Below are 23,141 nucleotides of genomic sequence, written 5' to 3'. Positions count from 1 at the left end.
AATAATAGCAAGATTCTACGATGATAGGTGTTAAACTTGGGTTAGCTTTTTTTGAATAAACTCTTTGAAAGTGGATGCATTATACTCTATGATTTCATTTTCAGTTGGCGCAATATTCACTGCATCTGCATAATCGTGGCAATAGCTCAATAGCTTCTCAATTTTCTTATTGATAGCCTTACATTCTTTCTGCTTCACTGCTCCACTTGAACTATCCACCTTAGCCTTCTCATAAGGATGTGTAGCATCTCGCTTAATCCAAAAGTCTTTTTCAATCTTAGCTCCTATTGGAATTGATACTTTTTCCCCTTTTATCTTTGATTTGAGTACAATCTCATACTTGTTATTCTTGTACTTCTTGTTCAAGTTGAAGTACACATTAAACGAAAATTCATCCTCAATAGAAATGTTTGTGCTTATCATGTGTCAAAATATTTTATTTGAAGAATATTTTAATAGAGGTATATTCTTCTTAACCTCAACTTAAAAAAGTATAGGGACGGCCCTCCCATGTAGAGAACGAGGCCGTCCCCCTAACTTTCAAAAGCATTTAATCATACTCATCTGTTTAGCGAATATTCCTGAATATATTTTTTGATGGTTTCAAGAATGACCATCTCTTGGAATATTCCTCATTCAAGTATAAGCGTTGAAATCAAGGTAGGCTTATATCTGAATGATACTACCAAAGCAAAGGTATAAGAAATAAAATCTAAAAGCAAACACCAAATCTAAATAATTGTTAATTTGTCAAGGTATTTTTGTTAGGATTGGTTTCTATATGATGCCTTTTACAAAAGCTGTATAGCCTATCTTTCCCAATGTGTATTCCATTCTGCTTAAGATTTTGTAAGTTATCCTTCAACGATTTTGAGACATCGTATAACTCTCCAATCTCATCATCAGTATATCTCCTTTTTTCTGGAATTGGACTTTGAAACATAATTGTTGGAGGGTTATTATTATATGCTTTATTGTCCTTTCCCGAAAAACCATTTTGAATATGCTCCCAAACCATACTTACATCTCCATCTTTCAAATACCTTGATAAGGTTTTCTCTGAAATCTTGATACCATCATTTCTTAGGTTCTCAACATTCTCTATAATAGTTAGAGTAGAATTGTATAAAGGTAAAATCTTTTCCATCCTCAAAAGTTTAGCAACTGTTTTGCAATAAGATTTAGGTTCAAGATGATGCTTCTTACAATAGTCATTATCAAGACGAAATAAGTGCTTGTTTCCTTTATATTCACTTTGCATTATTTCTTCAATGGATAACGATGATGCATAGTCAGCTATCTTATAGACTTCAAAAGTATTCAGTACATTGTCGGTATTATCGTATTTTCCAATGACATAGATTTCATACATCAAATCATAGACTAAATTTTCAAGAGTTATCTTTGGGTTAATGCGCCTATATTGGATGGCATCAGCACAGAGCTTCTTTCTTCGGTGTTGTCCATCCTTGATGGTAACAACTTTTAGATTATCCTTGCTTGCGATTAGCCTATCTTTGATTAGGGGACGGCAAACCTCTTCATACTTTTTCCCATCAAAAATAAAAGCACCATATCTGTATGCTATAGGGTTAGAATGGTCTTGCACTTGGAATACCGAACGATACTTGTTGAGAAAATCCCAAGGAGAGAATTTGCATAGGTCATTGAAAAAATCTGTTTGAGGCATCTTTGCTTTAGCTTTCTTTTCCTTTCTGCCCTCCATTTTCTCATTGTTCTTAGGCTCATGTGGAAATTCGCTTAGGTGATAGATGCTATCTGCATTGACTATCAAATTTGTTTCAGAGCAATCGCATCCAAAGTAAAGCTGATTGATGTTTTCCGAACAGTTGTCATCGTTTTCAAATTCAGGAACACAGTCTTTCAAGTAATGGTTGATGGAACAAACCAAAGGTTGATAATGGCACTTGTCTATAAGTTCATCAAAGAGATAGATAAAACGGTATCTGAAACCTTCTCCCTTATACCCATTGCTTGCCGTGTAGTAAGCCATCGTAGGCTTCTTGGCAATCCTCTCAATCATCATAGGCATATCAATCGGACATCCATCTATGTCAAGACAAATAAACGAGGTACACATATAGTTATCCTTAATTCGTCTGTTGTCTTTGAAAATATGTGTGATGGCATGACCGTTCTTTACATACTCTACGAAAGCCTTTAGGTCAGTGTCTCTACTCTCAAACTTCATCGCTTGGAAGTTTATTTTACTCTCTCGTTTTTGTTGGTACGAGTAAACCTTCGTTGAGGTACTATACATATTTTATACCTCCTTCTTCTACCTTTCTTATCATGTTAAAATATTATGTTTTCGGTCTCACGACCAAATCTCATTTGAGCAAAGATATAAAAAAAATATCCTAAAAGCAAGTTTGAACTTACTTTTTATAACTTACTTGATATTTATATATAGTAAGTAAAAAAGAAAAGTAACGATGATAATTTACGGAGAAGAAAATAAGAAACGCTCTCAACCTCACACCGATGAGGCTAAAAGGAAAATCAGTGAGAGCCAAAAGAAAAGATACGATAGGTTGAGGCAAAAGGCAAAGCTATACGATGCGATTTTAGTCCATCAACAAGAAACGGATGGACAAGGCCTTGAAGAGCAAATGACAAAGATTAAGGGCAAGGCAGATGTAAATTTTGAGGAACTAAAAGATGCATTGCTCGACCTTTCGATGCTTAAACAAACCATAGAAAGAACTGAAAATAAAAAGATAAAATAGAGAACGATGAAGACTATGAAGAATATCAAAAGACATTTTAATAAGGATGTGATAAAGAAAGGAATGAAGAAAGCTGCAAAAGAACATAATACCATAGATGATGAGCGTTGTATAAACCACTTTCAGAATATACTCTTCCGTGTGCTTGATACAACGGATGGGGTTGCCGAAATTATTGAGGGTAACGACTTATTAAGGGATGCTATTGATGGATTGGCAATGAGCTTAGAAGAGAGAGTGGGCTGCAATACATTTAATGTTGAAAATGTGCAAGCCATTTGGGAGATTAGCAGAACCGACCTAACCCGTGCTGTAACAGAAGTTATAACATCATTGCTTTTCCACCTCAAGGTTGATATGCTTTTAAGAGCTATGCTTGGAAATGGCAATCAAGAGTATGATTTTGACATCTTCAACTCAAGGTTGGGTACGGCCTAATAAGGCTAAAATGCGATAAGTCATTGAGTATCAGCACAGGCTATCTGTTTAGTGTGATTGATGCATCAATTTTCTATCTTCCACAAGCAAAGCAATATCTTTAATGTAGTATATCTTATTGAAAAACAGGGATTTATAACATTATATAGTTGCAGGATAACTGGAAATCCTGTATCTTTGTATCAAATTAAATGTGATGCAATTTAATCTTATAAGCAAGTAGGTTTCAAAGATTTTTGCGTGTCATTCTAACTTAAAAGATTATATGTGTACAAAGACAAGGGTTTGCATCTATGCAAGAGTTTCAACGAGTAGCCAAGACTACGAACGACAATTAGCCGACTTGAGAGAGTATGCTGAGAAAATGGGCTATATTGTGGTCAAAGAGTTCTCGGAGAAGATTAGCGGAGCGAAGAAGATTGCAGAGCGTGATGCACTGACCGAGCTTCTTAACTTTGTTGTAAGCAGCAAGATTGACAAGGTGCTTATATATGAGTGTAGCCGACTTTCAAGAAGGGCAGTTGATTTCTTGAGTATCATCGAACAGTTCAACACGATGAAGGTGAGCCTCTTCATTCTACAAAATGGTTTAGAGACGCTTCTTCCCAATGGTCAAGTTAATCCCATCGCAAATCTCGTCTTGGGCATCCTTGCTCAATTCAACTCGATGGAACGCTCACTTATCCGTTCACGCATGGAAAGCGGTTACAATCACTTTCGCACGCAAGGAGGTAAGGTGGGGCGCAAAGAGGGCTATCGAAAAACGGATGAGCAGATGCTCGAGCAGTATAAGGCAGAAGTGAAGTTGCTCAAAAAAGGCTTGTCTCTTCGCAATGTGAGCCAAATCACAAATACAGCGGTGAATACATTGAGAAAGGTAAAAGCTATTGCAATGGCTGTATGATATAATAAGGTGGGGCGTAATGCTCCACCTTATTTTGTTTCAATAGGTAGCAAGGTCAAAGTCTTGTTTTTCTTAAACTCACTTATGAACTTAGCGTTGTTCTGTGGATGTCTTTTGTCAATCCTCCCTTTGTTCTTAGGTTTCTTCATGCTTGTTTCGTGTGCCTCGGATGCTTCCTCTATGAAAAGGATACCGCTGGAATGCCGTTACATCAGTTTCTTTCACTTTCTTAAGCACCTCATTTATACCTTCTTCTTTTAGCATTTTTACCGATTTATTATGCAAAGATTAGAAATTTATATCGAAAACGGCAAATATATGCTTGTTTATTTGTACATCTTAGTTAAAATCTGTATATTTGCACCATCGCATTGCTGTCAATACTGTTTTGCGGTAGACATATTGATAAAAGTGTATCTTCACTAAACACTGCTCTGTGAAATCTGGACAATTTCAACTGGCAAGCAGGTTAGCGGGATTACACTCTCTGTTTGTATTCGTATCAACGAAATACATCCAGTGGAGTTGTACCCCCTCTCCTTTTTGCCATTGGGAGTCCAGACCCACACAGAGAAGGATTGGTAGGTTTTCGACTCCACTTTTTCTGTATGGCTGTGATAATATTTCTTTTTGTTGTAGTTTAGGGTCGAAACTACATATCACAGATTAAAGCCTATCCCTATGGAAGACAATCTGAAACAATCAGAAAAGAAGACCATCAAATTTTCATGGTCAGATGAGCAAATAAGGGAGTTTCGTAAATATATGGAAGATTACGAAGGAGACCTTGATGATGAAAGTTATGAACGACTAAATGCCGCTTTAGACAAAGTAGAGCAGGTTAGTGAACTCAATACAGAAGAATTGAGACTACTGAAAGAAACGAAAATATATCCTGCCTTTCAGCATTTTTTATCTTCCAAGGGTATTGAGTATCCTTTCTAAAACACCCTTTGGCAACTTGTATTTTGGCAATCATCTATCATAATCTACACCGCATACCGAAGCATCGTGTAATAGCTTTTTCGCTCTTATGCCTTGGTCTGTCATCTTGCAGCACGATGGTTACATTAGTGAAAGCAGGAGCAGGAGCAGTAAAGGTAGGAAGTATTGCCCTTACACCAAGGTCAGGTTATTTTGAAACAAAAGAGCTAAAAGAAAGGTATTGCAATGGCGATACTATAAAAGCAGACACTTGCATGGCAGTCGCCATCTATATGAGCGAGCGAGAATTGGACAAAGATTTTGAGGTCGTGGCATTTGGCTCTTATTATCCTTGGTTGTTTCCATTAGTAAGAACGGAACGCACCTTGATAGGAAGAAACCTTTTGAAGAAGGCTGTACGGCATGCTCGTAAGTTAAATGCCAATGGTGTAATTATAGATACCAAAAATGATTTTAGAATTATCAATGTTAAACTATAAAGCAAACAACAAATTTTATGAAGAAAATTAGTTTAATCTTTTTAGTACTGCTTATGGCCGTGAGTAACCTTAATGCCCAAAGCAAGAAATGGCAGGCAACAGCAGGAGTAGGTGTAGATGTGAGTTATGTAGATGTGAGCATCGGAAGATACCTCTCCAAGTATGGCGGAATTGAAATTCAATTCAGACAGCAGTTAAGAAACACAGACCTTGAGCAGATGTCGCTTATGATAAACTGGGTGAAAAATCTTACAAAGGATAAAGTAAGAAAGCTGCCAATCAATACAGAGCTAATTCTTGGTATCGGCGGTACTAAAAACAAATATGAAGAGACAAATCATCAAGCATTTGCCTTCAATGGAGGTGTAAGAGTGAATTATAATATAAAAGATAACTTCGGTGTCTTTATTGCTCCTAACGCAATATGGATAGGCTTTGAAAAATTAAAAGCAAATGTTACGCTTGGGGCAAAATATAAGTTCTAAACGAATTGTTGTTTTATACTCTGTCAATGCAGTTTATAAACAAGACAATGAAGATACTATGAATAGGTAGATTTAATAACAGATAATTTATTTAATTATGAAGCAAAAATTTTATTTAGTTGTACTTTGCTTGATTGTTGCATTGCAAGTTCAAGCACAGTCTACTGCCAAGTTGAGCAACATTAAATGGGAAGGATTGGTAGAATTTAATTCTTCCAAACTTGGTTCTATGGGGTCTCGTTTCGGCTTTGGTGTGGGAGTAAAGGGCATTTTAGAAATGCCAACTATTTCAGATGGAATTTATCTAAGTTCTGGAGCTTTCTTGGAAAGAAAAGGAACAGACTTAGATTTAGGTGATTTGGGTAGATGGACCGTTTCTTCATATTATTTGGATATACCTATCCACATAGGGTATCACTATTCGGTAAATCCAAAATTTGCTATCTTTGGAGAGGCAGGACCATATATCGGAGTTGGTTTGTTTGGTAATTCTGAGGGTAAAGAACTTGATGAAGAACTCTATAACAAGGGAAAAATCAAGCATAACGAAAGAACTGTAAAAACTTTTGATGGACTCAAACGATTTGATGTTGGTCTCGGTTTACAATTTGGTGTAGAATTGGCACAAAAGTTCACCATTTCTGTTGGATATGACTTTGGATTTATTGATTTATATAAAGGCTCTAATTTGGAGAAAGAGGGAACAGAAGAAAACTCCGAAGTGTTAGATTTAACTCCTGGTGCAAAGAATAGAAGTCTAAGTATAAAGTTAGGCTATAAGTTCTAAACTAATAATAATTCTGCCTATAATGCCCTTTGCCCATACGGAGACAAGGGGCTTTTATTTTGTGGTTTTGTAAACCAACAGTGCAAAGGTTTTGAAAATTTCAAGCACCTTGATACGCTCTGTTGTATCGTGCGTGTATATGTCATCTATGAGCTGGTAGCAGATGTATTCGTAAGCCGAAGGATGCTCAAAGTTTACCAAGGGGCTATGCTCTCCAAAGTAGGCAATGAGGCGTTGCTTCTCAATGTCTGTGTTTGAGCAATCGCAAAGTTCAGCCTCCTCCCAAAACTTCTTGTTGAACACCTTACGATTGACGAAGTAGAGAAAGGCGTTATATTCATCCACTTCTTCAAGCCCATGCCCCTCCTTAAAGTAAACACAATTGCCTATAAGTTTATCAACTTTCACTATTCTGTCTTTGGCAACGCCCAAAGCCATCCGTAAGAGATTGCCCATAGTAGCTGCAAACCTCTCGTTCTTGCTCATGTCCTCGTATCTTAATGTCATCTTGCTTGTTTTGGTTTCTGCCTACAAAGTTTACTAAAAAAATCCGAGAAAAACGAATAAATCACCTATAAAATAAGGACTTACCACCATATATTATTATAAATCCTTGCTGGTACGGGCTATTTTCCCTATATTTGCAGCACGAAAGACGGTAGCACAACGATGCAAGATGAGGCGTGTGCTTGCAGGTCTTAGTTTATAAGAAAACAGAATGAACACCAGAAACGGACACCAGCTAAGTAGCTATAATGCCAAGTATATGGTATAAATTACTGATAATATGATGATTATAAGCAAACCAAAAGCTGCTTTGCCGTGTTGAGTGGGAATAGAAACAAGCTATTCGTTAAATCATAAAAATAGAAGCCTTAACTTTGCTAATAGGAGTTGAGGCTTTTTTTGATAAAGATAGTTTTAGGTTGGATTCTAAAAACTACCACCGCAAGAAACCCACCTTAAATATTAGAAGAAGGAACAAACTTTCAGCCATTCAGCCATACGAAGGCGAATGAGAGAATACCCCTCTTAGCCAAAAATGAATCAAAGAAAAATGAAAAAGCAATGCAATTAAAACAAAGAATGCGTAGTTTAACGTTTGCAACGTATTTGCTAAAACCCATAGAAAAGAACAAATTATTTTTTGTTTTTATGCTTTTGGTGGGCGCAATAACCCATATAAGTCATCGAAATCTTTGGGGTTATATCGAACTTTTAGCTGATGTTTATTGGCTTTGTGCCATATTAAGCATTTTCAAATCTACCTTGCGCCGTGTGTTGCGCTTCGTTTTAAGTTGTGGCATTTATGCAATAGCCATTGCCGATGCAGGGTGTAAAACACTCTTTGGTACGCCACTTTCGCCAACCATGTTGCTATTGGCGCAAGAAACTACAGGCAGAGAGTCGGCAGAGTTCTGCTCACAATACATTAAACCCGAAATTTTGTTTTCCACAGTAGGCATAATTCTCTTACTTGCCCTTTGTCATGCGTTCATGGCGATAAGGAAAACCCAAATAAAAGACCATTTTTTACGACATCATCTTATTTCTTTCTCACTGTTTATCAGCATTTTAATAGGAACAACAATCAGTCTTTTCGATAAAATTCAATTGTATTCTGCAAAGAATTTATCCGAACTCGAAGTAGCTGTTGTCAATGGTTTTGCCCATATTTACCACCCCGTTGAACGTGTTGCTTACGGACTTTACACCAATTATTTAATAGGAAAGCAAGTGGAAGGCGTTATAAAAGCCAATACTATGGTTGCGGTTGATTCGTGCAAATTCACTTCCCCTACCATTGTTTTAATAATAGGTGAAAGTGCCAACCGTCACCATTCTCAACTCTATGGCTACAATAAACCCACCACTCCCAACCAATTAGCCATGATGAAAGGCAAAGATTCGTTAGCTGTTTTTACCGATGTCATTGCCCCATGGAACTTAACGAGCAGAGTTTTCAAACAAATTTTCTCCCTCCAATCTGTTGGCGACAAGACCGATTGGAGCGAGGTGGCACTTTTTCCCACATTATTCAAAAAAGCAGGCTATCGTGTTAGCTTCTTGTCGAACCAATTTCCCTATGGCGTGAATTATACTCCAGATTGGGTAAACAATCTTTCTGGTGGATTTTTCTTGAACCACCCACAACTAAATGAGCAAATGTTTGACGATAGAAATGCCAATATTCATGAATATGACGACGAACTTTTAAGCGATTATCAGGCTATTGTTGGAAAGAAAAGGCAACCACAATTGGTTATTTTTCATCTTTTAGGACAGCATTTTCAGTATTCTATGCGTTGTAAACCCACCATGGCAAAATTTGGAATCAGCGATTATCCACGCAAAGATTTAACCAATGAGGAAAAAGAAACCATAGCTCAATATGACAATGCTACGCTTTATAACGACTTTGTGTTGAGCAAGATAGTAGAACAATTCAGAAATGAAAATGCAATTGTGATTTATTTATCCGACCATGGCGAAGAATGTTATGGTAAAGACGTAAGAATGGCAGGCAGACTGACCGAAGTCGAGCAAATAGACGTGAAGAAATATCATGAAGAGTTTGAAATACCTTTTTGGATATGGTGTTCGCCTGTTTATAAAGCTACTCATCACGAATTGTTCAAGCAAATTCATCAAGCCCGAACCAATAAATTTATGACAGACGATTTGCCTCATTTGCTCTTCTATTTGGCTGGAATCGAAACAAAAGCCTATAAGGCTGACCGCTGTATGCTTACACCACAATACAATAAGCAACGTTCTCGCAAGGTGTTAAACCGCATTGATTACGATGTAGCTATGCGACAATAAAAGGTTAAGAAATGTTGATTTTTTCTACTTGTTTGTGGATTTTAGAACAACGCCTAATAGCTATGATTTTAAAAGTGTCTATTTTACCCTTCAAAACAATAGGTTTTAACGCTCAAAACAGGCTGTTTTCTGTGGTAAAATAATAGATTTGAAACGTGTAAGTATAAGTTGTTGATTTTCAGTGTAATATGCGATTGTTTAAAATTTCCTATGGTTCAAGAAACAAAACTTCATTTATTTTGCCCCCATAATGATTTTACAGAGCAATAAAAACAGAAAGGCGCACCGAAAGAAGTGCGCCTTTTTGTATATATACCTCTTACGTTTAAAGGAGGAAAAATTACTTATTTTTCAACAAATCACGAATTTCACCGAGCAATTTCTCTTCGTTAGAAGGTTCAGCTGGTGCTGCTGGTTCTTCTTCTTTCTTCTTGGAAAGACTATTCATAGCCTTAATCATCGTGAAGATACAAATAGCGATAATGAGGAAGTCAATGATGTTTTGAATAAACATACCATATTTTACTTCCGCATCGCCTACCATAATGCTCACTTTGCTGAAGTCTATTCCACCAGTAAGAACACCAATTATTGGCATAAAAATATCGTCAACTAATGAAGATACAATCTTCCCAAATGCCCCACCGATGATAACACCGACAGCCATGTCCATAACATTGCCACGCATGGCGAAAGCTTTAAATTCTTTTAGAAATCCCATAAAATAATTTTTTAATAGATGTAGTAAGAGAGAAGCAATGATTAAATTTCTTAATATAAATCATGTTATCCTCAAATGCACCTTTATTTAATAATGTTTAATACTCTTTTCGATTGCAAATATAATATTTTTTTTGTATCTTTGCATACGAAAAGATTAAAATATTACTTTTTTCTTTTGTAAGAAGTTGTAATATAGTATTCACTTTAAATAAAGACAAATGATTAAAATTGGTATTAACGGCTTTGGCCGTATCGGTCGTTTCGTATTCCGCGCAAGTCTTGAAGAGGCAAACGCTAAAGATGTAGTTGTTGTAGGTATCAATGACCTCTGCCCAGTTGACTATCTTGCTTACATGTTGAAGTATGATACAATGCACGGTATCTTCAACGGAACTATCGAAGCTGATGTTGAAAAATCACAACTTATCGTTAATGGTAACGTAATCCGTGTTACTGCTGAGCGCAATCCTGCTGACTTGAAGTGGAATGAAATCGGTGCTGAATATGTAGTAGAATCTACTGGCCTTTTCCTTACAAAGGAAAAATCTCAAGCTCACATCGATGCAGGTGCTAAATATGTTGTTATGTCAGCTCCTTCTAAGGACGATACTCCAATGTTCGTTTGCGGTGTAAACCACGATAAATACGTTAAAGGAACTCAATTCGTTTCTAACGCATCTTGTACAACCAACTGTTTGGCTCCTATCGCTAAGGTTTTGAACGACAAGTTCGGTATTACTGATGGTTTGATGACAACAGTTCACTCTACAACAGCTACTCAAAAAACTGTTGACGGTCCTTCTATGAAGGATTGGCGTGGTGGTCGTGCTGCTGCAGGCAATATCATTCCTTCTTCAACAGGTGCTGCTAAGGCTGTAGGTAAGGTAATTCCTGAACTTAACGGCAAGCTCACAGGTATGTCAATGCGTGTTCCAACTTTGGACGTTTCTGTTGTTGACCTTACTGTAAACTTGGCTAAGCCTGCTAAATATGAAGAAATTTGCGCTGCTATGAAGGCTGCTTCAGAAGGCGAATTGAAGGGTATTCTTGGTTACACAGAAGACGCAGTTGTTTCTTCTGACTTCCTTGGCGACCCACGCACATCTATCTTTGATGCAAAGGCTGGTATTGCACTTACAGATACTTTCGTAAAAGTTGTATCTTGGTACGACAATGAAATTGGTTACTCACACAAGGTTGTTGAATTGATTAAGCACATGGCTAAGGTTAATGGCTAATCCAACAGCAAATTTGTAAGAAAACAATATTAAAAAGCCATTCGGTGATTGCCGAATGGCTTTTTTTTATTATATTTGTGCGGTAATATGGAGAAGATGATAACGATAATAGGTCCCACGGCAAGTGGAAAAACTAATTTTGCCACTGCGCTTGCTGCTTCAATAGGGGCAGAAGTTATTAGTGCAGATAGCCGACAGGTCTACCGAAGAATGGATATTGGCACAGGAAAAGACCTTGCCGACTATGAAATAAATGGCAAAAAAGTGCCTTATCATTTGATAGATATTGTCGAACCTGGTACCAAATACAATCTTTTTCAATACCAAAACGACTTTCAAAAGGCATACGAAGATATAAAAAAGCGAGAGAAACCTGTTATACTTTGTGGAGGAACAGGACTTTATGTTGAGGCTGTTTTAAAAGGATACGCCTTGTCGCCAGTTCCACAAAACCCACAGTTGCGTGCCAATTTGGAAGATAAAACGCTCGAGGAATTGACAAACATTCTTGCAGAGTTGAAAGAAAAGAATCATTCGGCTATGCACAATCGCACCGATGTAGACACTACAAAGCGTGCAATTCGTGCTATCGAAATTGAAACCTACGAATTGGAACACCCAACTCCTGACCGTGCAATGCCAACTATCGATTCTATCATTGTTGGCGTGGATATTAGTCGTGAAGAACGTCGTCAGAAAATTACAAAACGCTTGCGAGTTAGGTTGGAAGAGGGCATGGTCGATGAAATAAAAACATTGCTCGAATCGGGCATTCCTGCCGACGACCTTATCTATTATGGGTTGGAATATAAATTTGTTACCCAATATGTCATTGGCAAACTCACTTACGAAGAGATGTTTCGCAACTTAGAAATTGCCATTCATCAGTTTTCCAAACGCCAAATGACGTGGTTTCGTGGCATGGAACGTCGTGGCTTTCATATAAATTGGATAGATGCAGGAAAGCCATTGGACGAGAAAATTGCTTACGTTCAATCGCTTATAGAAAAAGAAAAAATAGGCTAATTTGTTATTATCTATTACTTTTTTTGTTAAAAAGAGTGATGATTTAATGTCAAAAGCCATTATTATAAAAAGGGAAAGTATGGTAGACGAAAAGAAATGGGGCATACTTTATTGCCCAAAAGGCGGATTATTAAGCAATCCACACAAACGTTGGGAGCATGTTGAGCAATGTCTTAAAGCTAACAACATTGATTTTGATATGATACAGAGCGAAAGTTCTGCTGGTGTTGATAGGCTTATCAGAATGATGATAGGCAACGGCTACCGAACTATCATTATCTTTGGAGGCGATTCTGCTTTGAATGATACCATAAATGTCCTCATGCACGAAGACAAAGAAGTTCGCGAGCGCACTTGTATCGGTGTAATTCCTAATGGAGTAATGAACGATTTTGCTCATTTTTGGGGCTTCGAAGACGATGATATTGAAACGACAATAGAGTCGTTGAAGGCACATCGTGTTCGCAAAATAGACCTTGGTTGCATTCGTTACACAAATAGGAAAGGCGAAAAATGCCATCGTTATTTCTTGAATTGTATCAATGTCGGGTTGATAGCCACCATTATGAACCTTCGCCGCCGTACCCGTAACCTCTTTGGTTCACGCAGTTTGTCTTTCATTTTCTCTTTTATTTTGTTGGCTTTCCAACGATTAGATTTCCACATGCACATTAAAATCAATACCGATGTCATTAAACGTAAAGTGATGACCGTATGTGTTGGCAACGCAAAAGGCTATGGACAAACGCCAAATGCTGTTCCTTACAATGGGCAATTAGACGTTTCTGTGGTCTATCACCCCGAAGTAACACAACTCTTTGAAGGCATTTATCTATTCTTGCGAGGGAAGTTTTTGAATCATAGAAGTGTCCACCCATATCGTGCGCAGGAGTTGGAAATGCAAGTTGAACCACGCACTTTAATCGGTATTGATGGACGTTTGATGTCAAAAACCCCTGTTGGCCCTTTTAAAATAATGGTAGAAAAGGAAGTTATTAATTTCTTAATTCCAGTTTAAGGTTTCCTATTAAGTAAAGAGAATAAATATTATTAACCTCTAACTTTTGGGTATTTCGGAATTTTTCTCATATATTTGCAATATGATATTCTACTTTTCGGGGACTGGCAATAGTCGTTGGGCTGCCCAAGAACTTGAACAGAAAACGGGAGAACCAATTGTTTCTATCGCAGAAGCATTACAAACTAATTGTCATTTTACGCTCAATCGAGGCGAAAGCATTGGCTTTGTGTTCCCTGTACATGGGTGGCGCGTACCGAAAATAGTTATCGAATTTATGCAATCTTTGTCGCTTAGCGAAGCCGATAAGCAGGCAACAGAAGAGCATTATGCTTTCTGTTTGCTTACAACAGGCGATTCTACGGGACGAACAATGGAACGATTTGTGAAACTTCTGGGCAAAATTAAATCTAAAAATCCAATAAAACTCCACGCAGTAGCTTCTGTTTTAATGCCAGAATCCTATGTTGGGCTCCCTGGAATGGACGTTGATACGGCTGAAAAAGAACAAGAAAAGATTGCAACAGCAAAGAAAAGGATAGTCCATTTCGCATCTATCATTAACAACAAAGAAAGAAAAGCAGGCAAACACCCAATAGGGTGGGAGAGCATACATCGTGGTACATGCCCTGATATTCTCTCTGGACCTGTTGGAGCATTCTTCACTCATTGGCTAATTACGGACAAACCTTTTCGTGTGGAGCGTGCAAAATGTGTAAAATGTGGCATCTGTGCCAATGTTTGTCCTGTCAATGACATTGCGGGCGGACTGGGAAACGAGCCACAATGGCTCAATAATGGCAAATGTTTGACATGTTTTTCGTGCTATCATCATTGCCCACATCACGCCATAGAATACGGAAATAGAACCAAAAATAAAGGACAATACTTCTTTGGAAGACGTAAATTGAGATAAGAAATAAATTTAAAAGTTAAATAAGAATGAGAAAAATCTTACTTACTCTTTGCTTGATAGCAGTAGCTATCCTTGCAAAAGCTGCAAAGGCAAATCCTCGTCCGTTTGTTGTAACTCAACCTGATGGAACTCAAGTAACACTTATCATGCGTGGTGATGAGCATTTTAGCTGGATTTCAACGCTTGATGGTACAATTGTAACTCAAGTCAATAAAGGCTATTATGTAGCTAAAATAGATGAAAATGGCAATATCATAGCTTCTGAAATCTTAGCGCATGATGTAGAGAAACGTAGTGTTGCTGAACAAAAATTGGCTAAGGCGCAAGCTAAAGACCTTTTCTTTGGAGTTGCAGAAAGCCGTCTTCATAAAGCAAGAAGAACACCTCCTATCGGGAAAGCTACACCTCCTTATTTCCCACATCTAAACTCTCCAAAAGTTTTAGTAATTCTTGTTGATTTTGATGATGTTCCTTTCAAGTTGGATAATGTTAGAAAAAGTTATGACCAATACTTGAATAAGGAAGGAACAATGGAAGATTTTGGCAATTCGGATAAGAAGAACTACGGAAGTGTGCGCAACTATTTTAAATTCGTAAGTGGTGGAAAATTTACTCCTGAATTTAAACTTTATGGTCCCGTGCGTATGCCAAAAGACCAAAGTTATTATGGTGCTGATGAAAATGGACGTACAGATGTACATTATAGAGAAATGGTAAAAGATGCGGTAAATCTTGTTGCAGCAGAAGTAAATCCAAAAGAATTTGATAGCAATAGTGATGGTAAAATTGATTTGGTTTATATCATTTATTCTGGATATGCGCAAAGTTGGGGTGGAAATGACAGTAAAACACTTTGGCCAAAATCGTTCTATATGACATCATCGGATAATTTAAAAATAGGTGATTATTTGGTAGGACGTCTTGGAATTAGTAACGAATTGGGTGGCACACCTGCTAAAATGGGAGCAAATGGCAAACCTAAAATCAATGGTATAGGACTTTTCTGTCATGAATTTTCTCACACAATGGGATTGCCAGATATTTATCCAACCCGGCCAGTAGACAATCCTGACGACCAAGGCATGGAGTGTTGGGATATAATGGACGGTGGTGAGTACACGGCAAATGGCTATTGTCCTACTCCTTATACCCCATGGGAGCGAGAAGCAATGGGGTGGACAAGAATGGAACCTTTGGAAGATATTCCACAAAAGGTTACTTTGAAAGCTGATGAATTTCGTAAGATTACTACTCCAATGGGCGAAAAAGAATATGTAGTGGTACACAATATTCAGAATGTTGATTGGTATGCGGGGGTTGTTAAATATTTTGGTCATGGCATGTTGGTTTATCGAATCAATTATAATTATAATTTTATCAATATGTACGACCCTGTAAATAATACTTCTGGACGTCCGGGTGTAACGATTATTCCTGCTGACGGGAAACTACTTTCGCAAAGTTCTGTTGATGGTAAGAAAGTTAAATTTAAGGATTGGCTGGAAAGTCATCGCAATGATGTATATCCGGGACCATTGAAAGTAACTGAAATTACAACTATGAAGTTGAATTTGCAAACTATTACGGACAAGCCTATCTATAATATTAAAGAGGACGTAACTGCAAAAACCATTATGTTCGATTTTATTGAAAAGCAAAATGCGGATAGTATTAGTGCAATAACAAATCTGCAAACGCCAACTGATGATAAGATTTTTACTATCGATGGACGTTTCGTAGGTATTGATAAAACCATGTTGCCTAAGGGAGTTTATATACAAGGAGGAAAGAAGTTCGTTAAGTAAGATTATTTCATAGCATTTTTATAGCATTTTAATGTTAGATTTTATGCTAAGTCATTAAAATGTCGTACTTTTGTATACAGATATTTTACAAATTATATTAACATAAAAAAGATTGAAAATGAAGAAAAATCTACGAAATGCGTTTATTGCCGTCTTGGCAATGGTAGGAGTAAGTGCTAATGCACAAACTGTTGTAACTTTCACAGCAGGTACTGAGAAAGGTACAAGTATGAAAGACAAGAATAAAGACAAAATGGAAAAAGAAGGTGTTGTTATCGAAAGTAGCAATGCTGCTTTGGCTCAAAATCCATATCGTATCTACAAGAATTCTAAGACAACTTTTTCTTGTTCAACCGCTAATATAACAAAGATTGTTATAACAGAGGCTAAAAAGGCTTTTGATAATAAAATTACAGGCTTTGCTGCTGAGAATGGTTGGGTTGTTGACGGAGATGCTAAAACAGCAACTTGGACTGGTAACGCAAGTAGTGTTGATATTGCTGCACCAAACCATCAAGTGCGTGCTGGCAAAATAGAAGTTACTATCGCTGCAGCTGACCCTACTACTGTTGCTGCTCCAACTATCTCTGGTGAAACAACATTTACAGAAAAGACTACTGTAACTTTGACAGCTGAAGGTGCAAAGATTTATTACACAACAAATGGCGATGTACCAACTGAAAAGTCAGGATTCCTTTATACAAAACCATTCGACCTTACTGCAACTACCACAGTTAAGGCAATTGCTGTAAAAGATGGCAAGACAAGTTCAGTAGCTGAAAAGACTTTCACTAAGGAAGAGGTTAAAGTTGTAAATTCTATTGCTGAATACAAGCAACTTGCTGCAAAGGAAAAGGCTACTTTGAAACTCAACGATGCTCAAGTTCTTTATACTTGGACAACAAATAAGGGCAATACTTCAACTTACGTTCGTGATAACTCAGGTGCAATTCTTTTCTATCAAGTTGGTGCAAACTTAGAATTGAAGCAAAACGAAATGTTGAAGGGCGAAATTACAGGTACATTCGACCTTTATAATAAAATCCCTGAATTGGTTTATGCTGCTGGTTTAACAAATCTTGCTAAGGTTGAGCGTACAGCAGGTAGCGATGCAACACCAAAAGCAATCAAGGTTGGTGAAGCTATGGATAACCTTTGCGACTTAGTTGCACTTGATAAAGTTAAGTTCACAGTTGAAGCATCAACAGATAAAAAAGGTAATCCAGTTAAGAAATTCTATGTTGTAGACGGCGATAAGAAGGTTCAAATTTATAATGGTTTCCATCTTGACGCATACAAAGATATGGCTTTTGATGCTGAAACAGAATATAATGTTGTAGGTATCGTTGCTTCTGTTTACAAAGAAGTTCCTTCTATCAATATCATCAAAGTTGAAAAGAACACAACTGAAGGTATCAACACTGTTGCAACAGAAACTATCAATGCAAACGCTCCTATGTACAACCTTGCTGGACAACGTGTTGGCAAGAACTATAAGGGTGTAGTTATTCAGAATGGTAAGAAATTCATCAACAAGTAATTTCATTAATACTTATTGAATGTTTCATAAATCAAGGCGGTTCCAAATGCGGAGTCGCCTTTTTTAGTTTTATATCAAAACGTAGACCTATTGTTTTGCGTTTCAAAATAGCCTGTTTTGCACCACCAAATAGCCTATTTTGCGCTCCAAAACCTATTGTTTTGAAAATATTCTTGCTTGCTAATGATTTTGAAGTCGTTACACCAACTATGATTAGCAGTGTTTCGTGCCAGTACTCTTGTGAAAGTACTGGAGTACTCTTATGAAAGTACTGGAGTACTCTTATGAAAGTACTGGGGTACTCTTATGAAAGTACTGGAGTACTCTTATGAAAGTACGTTGTGTCCCAATAGTGAAACTCCTGCGAAATGCCTTGCATCGTGGTTGAAACTCTATTGGATAGTGTTCAAAGGATTATGGAGTTGCGTTTTTGGGGTAGGCTTTGGGGAGTTGTGATGATGTAAAATAAGGAAAGAGAGAACCCGTAATGAGTTCTCTCTTTCCTTGTTTTATCGTGTTCTAAATTACTTTGTGCAGCCTGTAAATGGCTTCAATTGCTTGAAGAAATCGTTACCTTTATCGTCTACAAGGATAAAGGCTGGGAAGTCTTCCACCGTAATTTTGTAAACGGCTTCCATGCCGAGTTCAGGATATTCCACGCACTCGATACTCTTAATGCTGCTTTGTGAGAGTACCGCAGCCACGCCACCGATAGTGCCAAGATAGAAACCACCATACTTTTTGCAAGCATTGGTAACGGTTTCGGTGCGATTTCCCTTTGCTATCATTACGAGCGAACCGCCCAAAGATTGGAATTCATCAACGTATGGGTCCATTCTGTTGGCAGTTGTTGGTCCCATAGAGCCGCAAGGCAGTCCGTTTGGAGTCTTTGCAGGTCCTGCATAAAGCACTGGGTAGTCCTTGAAATATTGTGGCATTGGTTCGCCTGAATCGATGCGTGCTTTGATTTTAGCGTGCGCAATGTCACGTGCTACGATGATTGTACCCTTCAAATTGACACGAGTAGCGACTGGATATTTGGTGAGTTCGGCACGAACAGCATCGATGCCTTTGTCCAAATCGATTTCAATACCCTTTGTTCCTTCGCCTGGTTTGCGATATTCTTCAGGGATAAGTTCACCAGGATTGGTGTCCATTTTCTCCAACCAAATACCGTCTTTGTTGATTTTACCTTTGATGTTGCGGTCGGCTGAACACGAAACACCCATGCCAATAGGCACACTTGCGCCGTGGCGAGGGAGGCGAATGATGCGAATGTCGTGAGCAAGATACTTGCCACCAAACTGCGCACCGAGTCCAATCTTATGAGCTTCTTCGAGAATTTTCTTTTCTAACTCAATATCACGGAAGGCACGACCCGTTTCGTCGCCTGTGGTAGGGAGTGCATCGTAGTATTTAATGCTACCCAATTTCACAGTGAGCAAGTTCTTTTCAGCCGATGTGCCGCCAATTACAAAGCAAATATGGTAAGGAGGACAAGCTGCTGTGCCGAGGCTCTTCATCTTTTCCACCAAGAACGGAACGAGCGTTCCATCGTTCTGAATGGTAGCTTTGGTCATTGGATAGAAATAAGTCTTGTTGGCAGAGCCACCACCCTTAGCTACCATTACAAATTTATACTCTGCACCTTCAGTTGCTTCGATGTCAATTTGTGCTGGAAGGTTACATTTTGTGTTCACCTCGTCGTACATATTGAGCGGAGCATTCTGTGAATAGCGCAAGTTTTCTTGTGTAAATGTATTGTAAACACCACGCGAAAGGGCTTCTTCGTCCTCGAAACCAGTCCAGATTTGTTGTCCTTTTTCGCCGTGGATAATCGCTGTACCTGTGTCTTGACAGAATGGCAACACACCCTTTGCAGCCGTTTCGGCATTGCGAAGGAATTGTAGCGCAACGTATTTGTCGTTCTCTGACGCCTCGTTGTCGTTCAAGATAGCTGCCACTTGCTTGTTATGCGCGCGACGAAGGAGAAATTCGCAATCGTGAAAAGCCTCTTGTGCCAACAAAGTAAGGGCTTGAGGGGTTACCTTTACAATTTCTTTTCCTTCAAAATTAGTTACTGAGACCCCTTCTTTTGATAGGAGTCTGTACTCTGTTTCATCTTTTCCCAATTGGAACATTGGGGCATATTTGAATTCAGCCATAATTAAAAAATAACCTAACACCATGCAATGAGGCATTTAATCCTCATTTTTTTTTCATGGTGTCAGGTCTTTATTGAATAATTAAATAATGTTTTTGTAGAGTCTCACTGCTTAGTTTGTACTATTTAGTAAGCCGTTTGTTATGACTTAATAGCCAAAAATTTCTTCTGTTGTTACACGCTTAATCGGTGCAATCTTTTCCAAAGCTTTCATGTCAAGTTCCTTTTCATTACCGAGAATGAGGTATTTACAAGGTTTGTTTGCCATGTTTGCCTTCTCGAAATCAATTAAATCTTGAAGTTTAACGTTTGGAAGGTCGTTGTAAATCTTCTCGCCTAAGCTGCAATCTAAGCCCAATTTCTGTGCTGCCATGTAGCTTGACAAGATAGAGAACTTCGTTGTGCGTGAAGAAGCAAGGCTCTTTAAGAGGTTTTGTTTTGCCAAATTAAAGTTTGCTTCGCGTACAGGAACGTTGTTAAGGAGCTCGTTGAATTGTGTAATACAATCCATCATCTTGTCATTTTGTGTGATAATGTAAGTGAAGAAACTTTCTTTATCGCCCAAACGAGCAGGGGTACGATAGCGCGCACTTGCTGAATAAGCCAACGCACGAGCCTCACGCATTTCTTGGAACACGATAGCATTCATACCGCCACCGAAGTATTCGTTGAACAAAGTAATCTTTGCTGCATCGTTAGCGTTCCAGTCTTTGTTTTCATTATGGAACTGTACGAGATAAGTATTCTTAGCATCGTAAGGTGCAATAAGTATTTCGTTCTTAGGAGTTTCCTGCAATGTGTAACGCTTTTCCTGTGGAAGTGGAGTGAACTTCTTGTTTGTTTTGAAAGTTTTTGCAAGCAATTTATCAATGTCTTTCAGTGTAGAAGGACCATAATAAAGCACAGTTTGCTTGTAGTTCTTCAACCCTTTCAAAGAATTTAATAGCTTTTGTGGGTCCATGCTTTTGAGTTGTTGTTCGCTCAATATGTTGCGAGTAGGACTGTAAGTACCATACATACCATAATCAAACAACGCATTAAAGTTTTCTTCTTGGTCTAATTTGCTATCTTTGCGTGCCTTTATCATCAAATCAACAGCAGCATCGTAAGCCTTCTTATCTACCTTTGCGTTTTCAATAACATAGTTAATGAGACTCAAAGCCTTAGGAAGATTTTCGTTCAAACCATTCATAACGAAGTAAGTTTCGTCCTTAGTTTGACCGATATTATAGTCGCAAGCAAGTTTGTAAAGCTCTTGTTTGATTTGCGCATTTGTCATCTTGTCTGTGCCAAGATAGTCGAGATACATCTTAGCATAGCCTGGAAGCATGTCGCTTTCCTCACCAAACGGAATGCTAAGATAGAGCGTGAACAAGTCGTCTTGTGTGTTTTGCTTGTAAAGGATAGGCCAACCCTTCTTCGTTGTAGCCTTTGTGAGGTCTTTCTTGAAGTTTACGAATGAAGGTTGGATAGGTGTAACCTTATGATTTACGATTTCCTTCAAGAAATCAGAGTGCTTATCGTTGTTGGTTGGGATTGGAGTAATCTTTGGTTTGTCTACCTTTTGAATAGAATTATCAGTACCTTGAACCTTGTAAATGGCAGCATAACCATTGTCGAAGAAACGATTAGCAAAGGCAACAATGTCGGCTTTTGAAATCTTAGAGATGCGGTCAATCTTACCAACCTCTTGTTTCCAATCAATATTGTTGATGAATGAATTTACGAAAGCCTTACCACGGAATTGGTTATTATCCAATCTTTGGTAGTAACTACGCTTGTAATTGTTAATAATAGAAGGCAAAAGGTCGTCAGAGAAGTCGCCTTTCTTGAGCTTTTCAATACCAGAAAGCAATAACGCTTGTACCTCTTTTAGTGTTTGTCCCTTCTTTGGAGTACCTACAGCAATGAACATTGAGTAGTCAGCAAGGTCACTAAAGCCTGTACCAGCAGACTGAACCTTCATGGTTTGGTTAAGGTCTAAGTCGTAAATACCGACACGACCATTGCTCAACAAATCGCTAATAATACTCAATGTGTCGCATTGCAATGAATTTCCTTTCTCTGCTCTCCAACCAAGGTAAAGATATTCAGCTTCTTGACCAACGATAGTTGTGTCCACAGGCTCTGTATACTTTGGTTGAGGTCCATATTGAGGTGCACTTAAATTTTCTTTTTTCTTCCAACTACCAAAGTATTTTTCGAGAATAGCAACGGTTTGGTCTGGATCTAAATCACCAGCCATACAGATAGCAATGTTGTTTGGCACGTAATATCTGTGGTAATAATTCATGATATTGGTGATTGAAGGATTCTTCAAATGCTCGCCTCTACCAATAGTTGTTTGAGTTCCGTATGGGTGAGAAGGGAAAAGTTTACTCATTAAGCCAGTAAACATCTTACGATTATCGCTTGTCAATCCCATGTTATATTCTTCGTAAACGGCTTCAAGTTCTGTGTGAAAACCGCGGACTACCAAGTTTTGGAATCTATCAGCTTGCACACGAGCCCATGAATCGATTTCATTGCTTGGAATATTCTCAACGTAACAGGTTACGTCGTTGCTGGTATAAGCGTTTGTTCCTTGGCTACCAATGGCTGCCATGAGTTTGTCGTACTCGTTAGGGATATTGTATTGAGCAGCTAATTGAGATACAGAGTCGATTTTATGATACCAAACCTTGCGTTTTTCTGGGTCTGTTATATGGCGATACTCTTCGTAAAGATTTTCTATTTGCTTCAAATAAGGCTTTTCAGCAGCATAGTTTGAAGTACCAAACTTGTCTGTTCCCTTGAACATAATGTGTTCAAGGTAGTGAGCCAAACCAGTTGTTTCGGCTGGGTCGTTACGACTACCCGTGCGAACAGCGATGTAAGTTTGGATACGAGGTTTGTCTTTGTTTACACTAATGTAAATTTTCAAACCATTGTCGAGTGTGTAAATGCGTGTCTTCATGGGGTCGTTAGGCACGCTTTCATAGGTACGGGTCTGTGCTTTCATACCTACTACTCCAAGAAGGAGCAATAGCGACATACCCAATTTACTAAAAGAATGTTGTTTGAACATAATATTATATTGATTTTAAATAGTTTCCTA

The 23,141-nt window shown here is 38.2% G+C and carries 21 protein-coding genes; 14 read left to right on the top strand and 7 right to left on the bottom strand.

The features are described from left to right. Positions 1-30: 30 nt before the first annotated feature. Together DYI03_RS07280 and DYI03_RS07275 are read right to left on the bottom strand one after the other, a co-directional pair. Positions 31-423, bottom strand: a complete 393-nt coding sequence (locus DYI03_RS07280) for a hypothetical protein (RefSeq protein ID WP_021669595.1) — start codon at positions 421-423, stop codon at positions 31-33. Positions 424-742: 319 nt separating this feature from the next. Then, positions 743-2,212, bottom strand: a complete 1,470-nt coding sequence (locus DYI03_RS07275; RefSeq protein WP_147287670.1) for a hypothetical protein — start codon at positions 2,210-2,212, stop codon at positions 743-745. 244 nt (positions 2,213-2,456) lie between these two features. On the opposite strand from DYI03_RS07275, the gene DYI03_RS07270 reads away from it, so the two are divergent. The 3 genes from DYI03_RS07270 (at position 2,457) to DYI03_RS07260 (ending at position 4,092) form a co-directional block, all read left to right on the top strand. Then, on the top strand, positions 2,457-2,750 hold the full coding sequence (locus DYI03_RS07270) for a hypothetical protein (protein WP_021669597.1): 294 nt from the start codon (positions 2,457-2,459) through the stop codon (positions 2,748-2,750). 15 nt (positions 2,751-2,765) lie between these two features. After that, a complete protein-coding gene (locus DYI03_RS07265) occupies positions 2,766-3,188 on the top strand; it encodes a hypothetical protein (protein WP_147287669.1) in 423 nt (140 codons plus the stop codon). 265 nt (positions 3,189-3,453) lie between these two features. Beyond that, a complete protein-coding gene (locus DYI03_RS07260; RefSeq protein ID WP_021669599.1) occupies positions 3,454-4,092 on the top strand; it encodes a recombinase family protein in 639 nt (212 codons plus the stop codon). A 135-nt stretch (positions 4,093-4,227) separates the two neighbouring features. Here the strand turns inward: DYI03_RS07260 and DYI03_RS13860 are convergent, their stop codons facing one another. Next, positions 4,228-4,356: a hypothetical protein gene (locus DYI03_RS13860; protein ID WP_021669601.1), complete on the bottom strand. Its 129-nt coding sequence runs from the start codon at positions 4,354-4,356 to the stop codon at positions 4,228-4,230. Between the two features lie 417 nt (positions 4,357-4,773). Here DYI03_RS13860 and DYI03_RS07255 point away from each other — a divergent pair, with 417 nt between their 5' ends. From DYI03_RS07255 to DYI03_RS07240, 4 genes are all read left to right on the top strand, one after another. Beyond that, entirely contained in the window at positions 4,774-5,037 is a 264-nt protein-coding gene (locus DYI03_RS07255; RefSeq protein ID WP_021669603.1) for a hypothetical protein, read from the top strand. 8 nt (positions 5,038-5,045) lie between these two features. Beyond that, positions 5,046-5,516: a hypothetical protein gene (locus DYI03_RS07250; RefSeq protein ID WP_147287668.1), complete on the top strand. Its 471-nt coding sequence runs from the start codon at positions 5,046-5,048 to the stop codon at positions 5,514-5,516. A 17-nt stretch (positions 5,517-5,533) separates the two neighbouring features. After that, positions 5,534-6,001 carry a hypothetical protein gene (locus tag DYI03_RS07245; RefSeq protein WP_021669605.1) on the top strand — a complete coding sequence of 156 codons (468 nt, stop codon included), beginning with the start codon at positions 5,534-5,536 and terminating at the stop codon, positions 5,999-6,001. A 97-nt stretch (positions 6,002-6,098) separates the two neighbouring features. Then, positions 6,099-6,788, top strand: a complete 690-nt coding sequence (locus tag DYI03_RS07240; protein WP_021669606.1) for a porin family protein — start codon at positions 6,099-6,101, stop codon at positions 6,786-6,788. Between the two features lie 54 nt (positions 6,789-6,842). On the opposite strand, the gene DYI03_RS07235 is transcribed toward DYI03_RS07240, so the two are convergent. Continuing rightward, positions 6,843-7,295, bottom strand: coding sequence for a hypothetical protein (locus tag DYI03_RS07235; protein ID WP_021669607.1), 453 nt, complete (start codon positions 7,293-7,295; stop codon positions 6,843-6,845). A 561-nt stretch (positions 7,296-7,856) separates the two neighbouring features. Here DYI03_RS07235 and DYI03_RS07230 point away from each other — a divergent pair. Continuing rightward, entirely contained in the window at positions 7,857-9,614 is a 1,758-nt protein-coding gene (locus tag DYI03_RS07230) for a phosphoethanolamine transferase (RefSeq protein ID WP_021669609.1), read from the top strand. 340 nt (positions 9,615-9,954) lie between these two features. On the opposite strand, the gene mscL is transcribed toward DYI03_RS07230, so the two are convergent. After that, positions 9,955-10,335 (bottom strand): large-conductance mechanosensitive channel protein MscL, encoded by a 381-nt coding sequence (gene mscL / locus DYI03_RS07225; RefSeq protein WP_021669611.1) that lies wholly within the window; start codon positions 10,333-10,335, stop codon positions 9,955-9,957. Positions 10,336-10,555: 220 nt separating this feature from the next. Here mscL and gap point away from each other — a divergent pair, with 220 nt between their 5' ends. The 6 genes from gap (at position 10,556) to DYI03_RS07195 (ending at position 17,880) form a co-directional block, all read left to right on the top strand. Then, positions 10,556-11,575 (top strand): type I glyceraldehyde-3-phosphate dehydrogenase, encoded by a 1,020-nt coding sequence (gene gap / locus DYI03_RS07220; RefSeq protein ID WP_004355579.1) that lies wholly within the window; start codon positions 10,556-10,558, stop codon positions 11,573-11,575. A gap of 87 nt (positions 11,576-11,662) precedes the next feature. After that, complete coding sequence (gene miaA / locus DYI03_RS07215; RefSeq protein WP_021669612.1) at positions 11,663-12,601, top strand: tRNA (adenosine(37)-N6)-dimethylallyltransferase MiaA; 939 nt, start codon at positions 11,663-11,665, stop codon at positions 12,599-12,601. A gap of 79 nt (positions 12,602-12,680) precedes the next feature. Beyond that, positions 12,681-13,619, top strand: a complete 939-nt coding sequence (locus tag DYI03_RS07210) for a diacylglycerol/lipid kinase family protein (RefSeq protein ID WP_025064534.1) — start codon at positions 12,681-12,683, stop codon at positions 13,617-13,619. An 82-nt stretch (positions 13,620-13,701) separates the two neighbouring features. Beyond that, on the top strand, positions 13,702-14,535 hold the full coding sequence (locus DYI03_RS07205; protein ID WP_021669614.1) for an EFR1 family ferrodoxin: 834 nt from the start codon (positions 13,702-13,704) through the stop codon (positions 14,533-14,535). 26 nt (positions 14,536-14,561) lie between these two features. Then, entirely contained in the window at positions 14,562-16,340 is a 1,779-nt protein-coding gene (locus DYI03_RS07200; protein WP_021669615.1) for a M6 family metalloprotease domain-containing protein, read from the top strand. Between the two features lie 118 nt (positions 16,341-16,458). Continuing rightward, positions 16,459-17,880 carry a chitobiase/beta-hexosaminidase C-terminal domain-containing protein gene (locus DYI03_RS07195; RefSeq protein WP_021669616.1) on the top strand — a complete coding sequence of 474 codons (1,422 nt, stop codon included), beginning with the start codon at positions 16,459-16,461 and terminating at the stop codon, positions 17,878-17,880. A 524-nt stretch (positions 17,881-18,404) separates the two neighbouring features. On the opposite strand, the gene DYI03_RS07190 is transcribed toward DYI03_RS07195, so the two are convergent. After that, positions 18,405-20,045 carry a fumarate hydratase gene (locus tag DYI03_RS07190; protein ID WP_025064533.1) on the bottom strand — a complete coding sequence of 547 codons (1,641 nt, stop codon included), beginning with the start codon at positions 20,043-20,045 and terminating at the stop codon, positions 18,405-18,407. A gap of 147 nt (positions 20,046-20,192) precedes the next feature. Continuing rightward, positions 20,193-23,111, bottom strand: a complete 2,919-nt coding sequence (locus DYI03_RS07185) for a M16 family metallopeptidase (protein ID WP_021669618.1) — start codon at positions 23,109-23,111, stop codon at positions 20,193-20,195. Between the last annotated feature and the right edge of the window lie 30 nt (positions 23,112-23,141).

Origin of the sequence: Prevotella disiens (assembly GCF_900454955.1) — a bacterium.
Lineage (GTDB): Bacteria > Bacteroidota > Bacteroidia > Bacteroidales > Bacteroidaceae > Prevotella > Prevotella disiens.
The sequence above is the reverse complement of the archived record's forward strand: the minus strand, read 5'-3'. Positions and strand labels throughout refer to the sequence as shown.

Coding starts and splice junctions, on each gene's coding strand:
- DYI03_RS07280 (WP_021669595.1), bottom strand. CDS start 423: ATGATAAGCACAAACATTTCTATTGAGGATGAATTTTCGTTTAATGTG.
- DYI03_RS07275 (WP_147287670.1), bottom strand. CDS start 2,212: ATGAAGTTTGAGAGTAGAGACACTGACCTAAAGGCTTTCGTAGAGTAT.
- DYI03_RS07270 (WP_021669597.1), top strand. CDS start 2,457: ATGATAATTTACGGAGAAGAAAATAAGAAACGCTCTCAACCTCACACC.
- DYI03_RS07265 (WP_147287669.1), top strand. CDS start 2,766: ATGAAGAATATCAAAAGACATTTTAATAAGGATGTGATAAAGAAAGGA.
- DYI03_RS07260 (WP_021669599.1), top strand. CDS start 3,454: ATGTGTACAAAGACAAGGGTTTGCATCTATGCAAGAGTTTCAACGAGT.
- DYI03_RS13860 (WP_021669601.1), bottom strand. CDS start 4,356: ATGCTAAAAGAAGAAGGTATAAATGAGGTGCTTAAGAAAGTGAAAGAA.
- DYI03_RS07255 (WP_021669603.1), top strand. CDS start 4,774: ATGGAAGACAATCTGAAACAATCAGAAAAGAAGACCATCAAATTTTCA.
- DYI03_RS07245 (WP_021669605.1), top strand. CDS start 5,534: ATGAAGAAAATTAGTTTAATCTTTTTAGTACTGCTTATGGCCGTGAGT.
- DYI03_RS07240 (WP_021669606.1), top strand. CDS start 6,099: ATGAAGCAAAAATTTTATTTAGTTGTACTTTGCTTGATTGTTGCATTG.
- DYI03_RS07235 (WP_021669607.1), bottom strand. CDS start 7,295: ATGACATTAAGATACGAGGACATGAGCAAGAACGAGAGGTTTGCAGCT.
- DYI03_RS07230 (WP_021669609.1), top strand. CDS start 7,857: ATGCAATTAAAACAAAGAATGCGTAGTTTAACGTTTGCAACGTATTTG.
- mscL (WP_021669611.1), bottom strand. CDS start 10,335: ATGGGATTTCTAAAAGAATTTAAAGCTTTCGCCATGCGTGGCAATGTT.
- gap (WP_004355579.1), top strand. CDS start 10,556: ATGATTAAAATTGGTATTAACGGCTTTGGCCGTATCGGTCGTTTCGTA.
- miaA (WP_021669612.1), top strand. CDS start 11,663: ATGGAGAAGATGATAACGATAATAGGTCCCACGGCAAGTGGAAAAACT.
- DYI03_RS07210 (WP_025064534.1), top strand. CDS start 12,681: ATGGTAGACGAAAAGAAATGGGGCATACTTTATTGCCCAAAAGGCGGA.
- DYI03_RS07205 (WP_021669614.1), top strand. CDS start 13,702: ATGATATTCTACTTTTCGGGGACTGGCAATAGTCGTTGGGCTGCCCAA.
- DYI03_RS07200 (WP_021669615.1), top strand. CDS start 14,562: ATGAGAAAAATCTTACTTACTCTTTGCTTGATAGCAGTAGCTATCCTT.
- DYI03_RS07195 (WP_021669616.1), top strand. CDS start 16,459: ATGAAGAAAAATCTACGAAATGCGTTTATTGCCGTCTTGGCAATGGTA.
- DYI03_RS07190 (WP_025064533.1), bottom strand. CDS start 20,045: ATGGCTGAATTCAAATATGCCCCAATGTTCCAATTGGGAAAAGATGAA.
- DYI03_RS07185 (WP_021669618.1), bottom strand. CDS start 23,111: ATGTTCAAACAACATTCTTTTAGTAAATTGGGTATGTCGCTATTGCTC.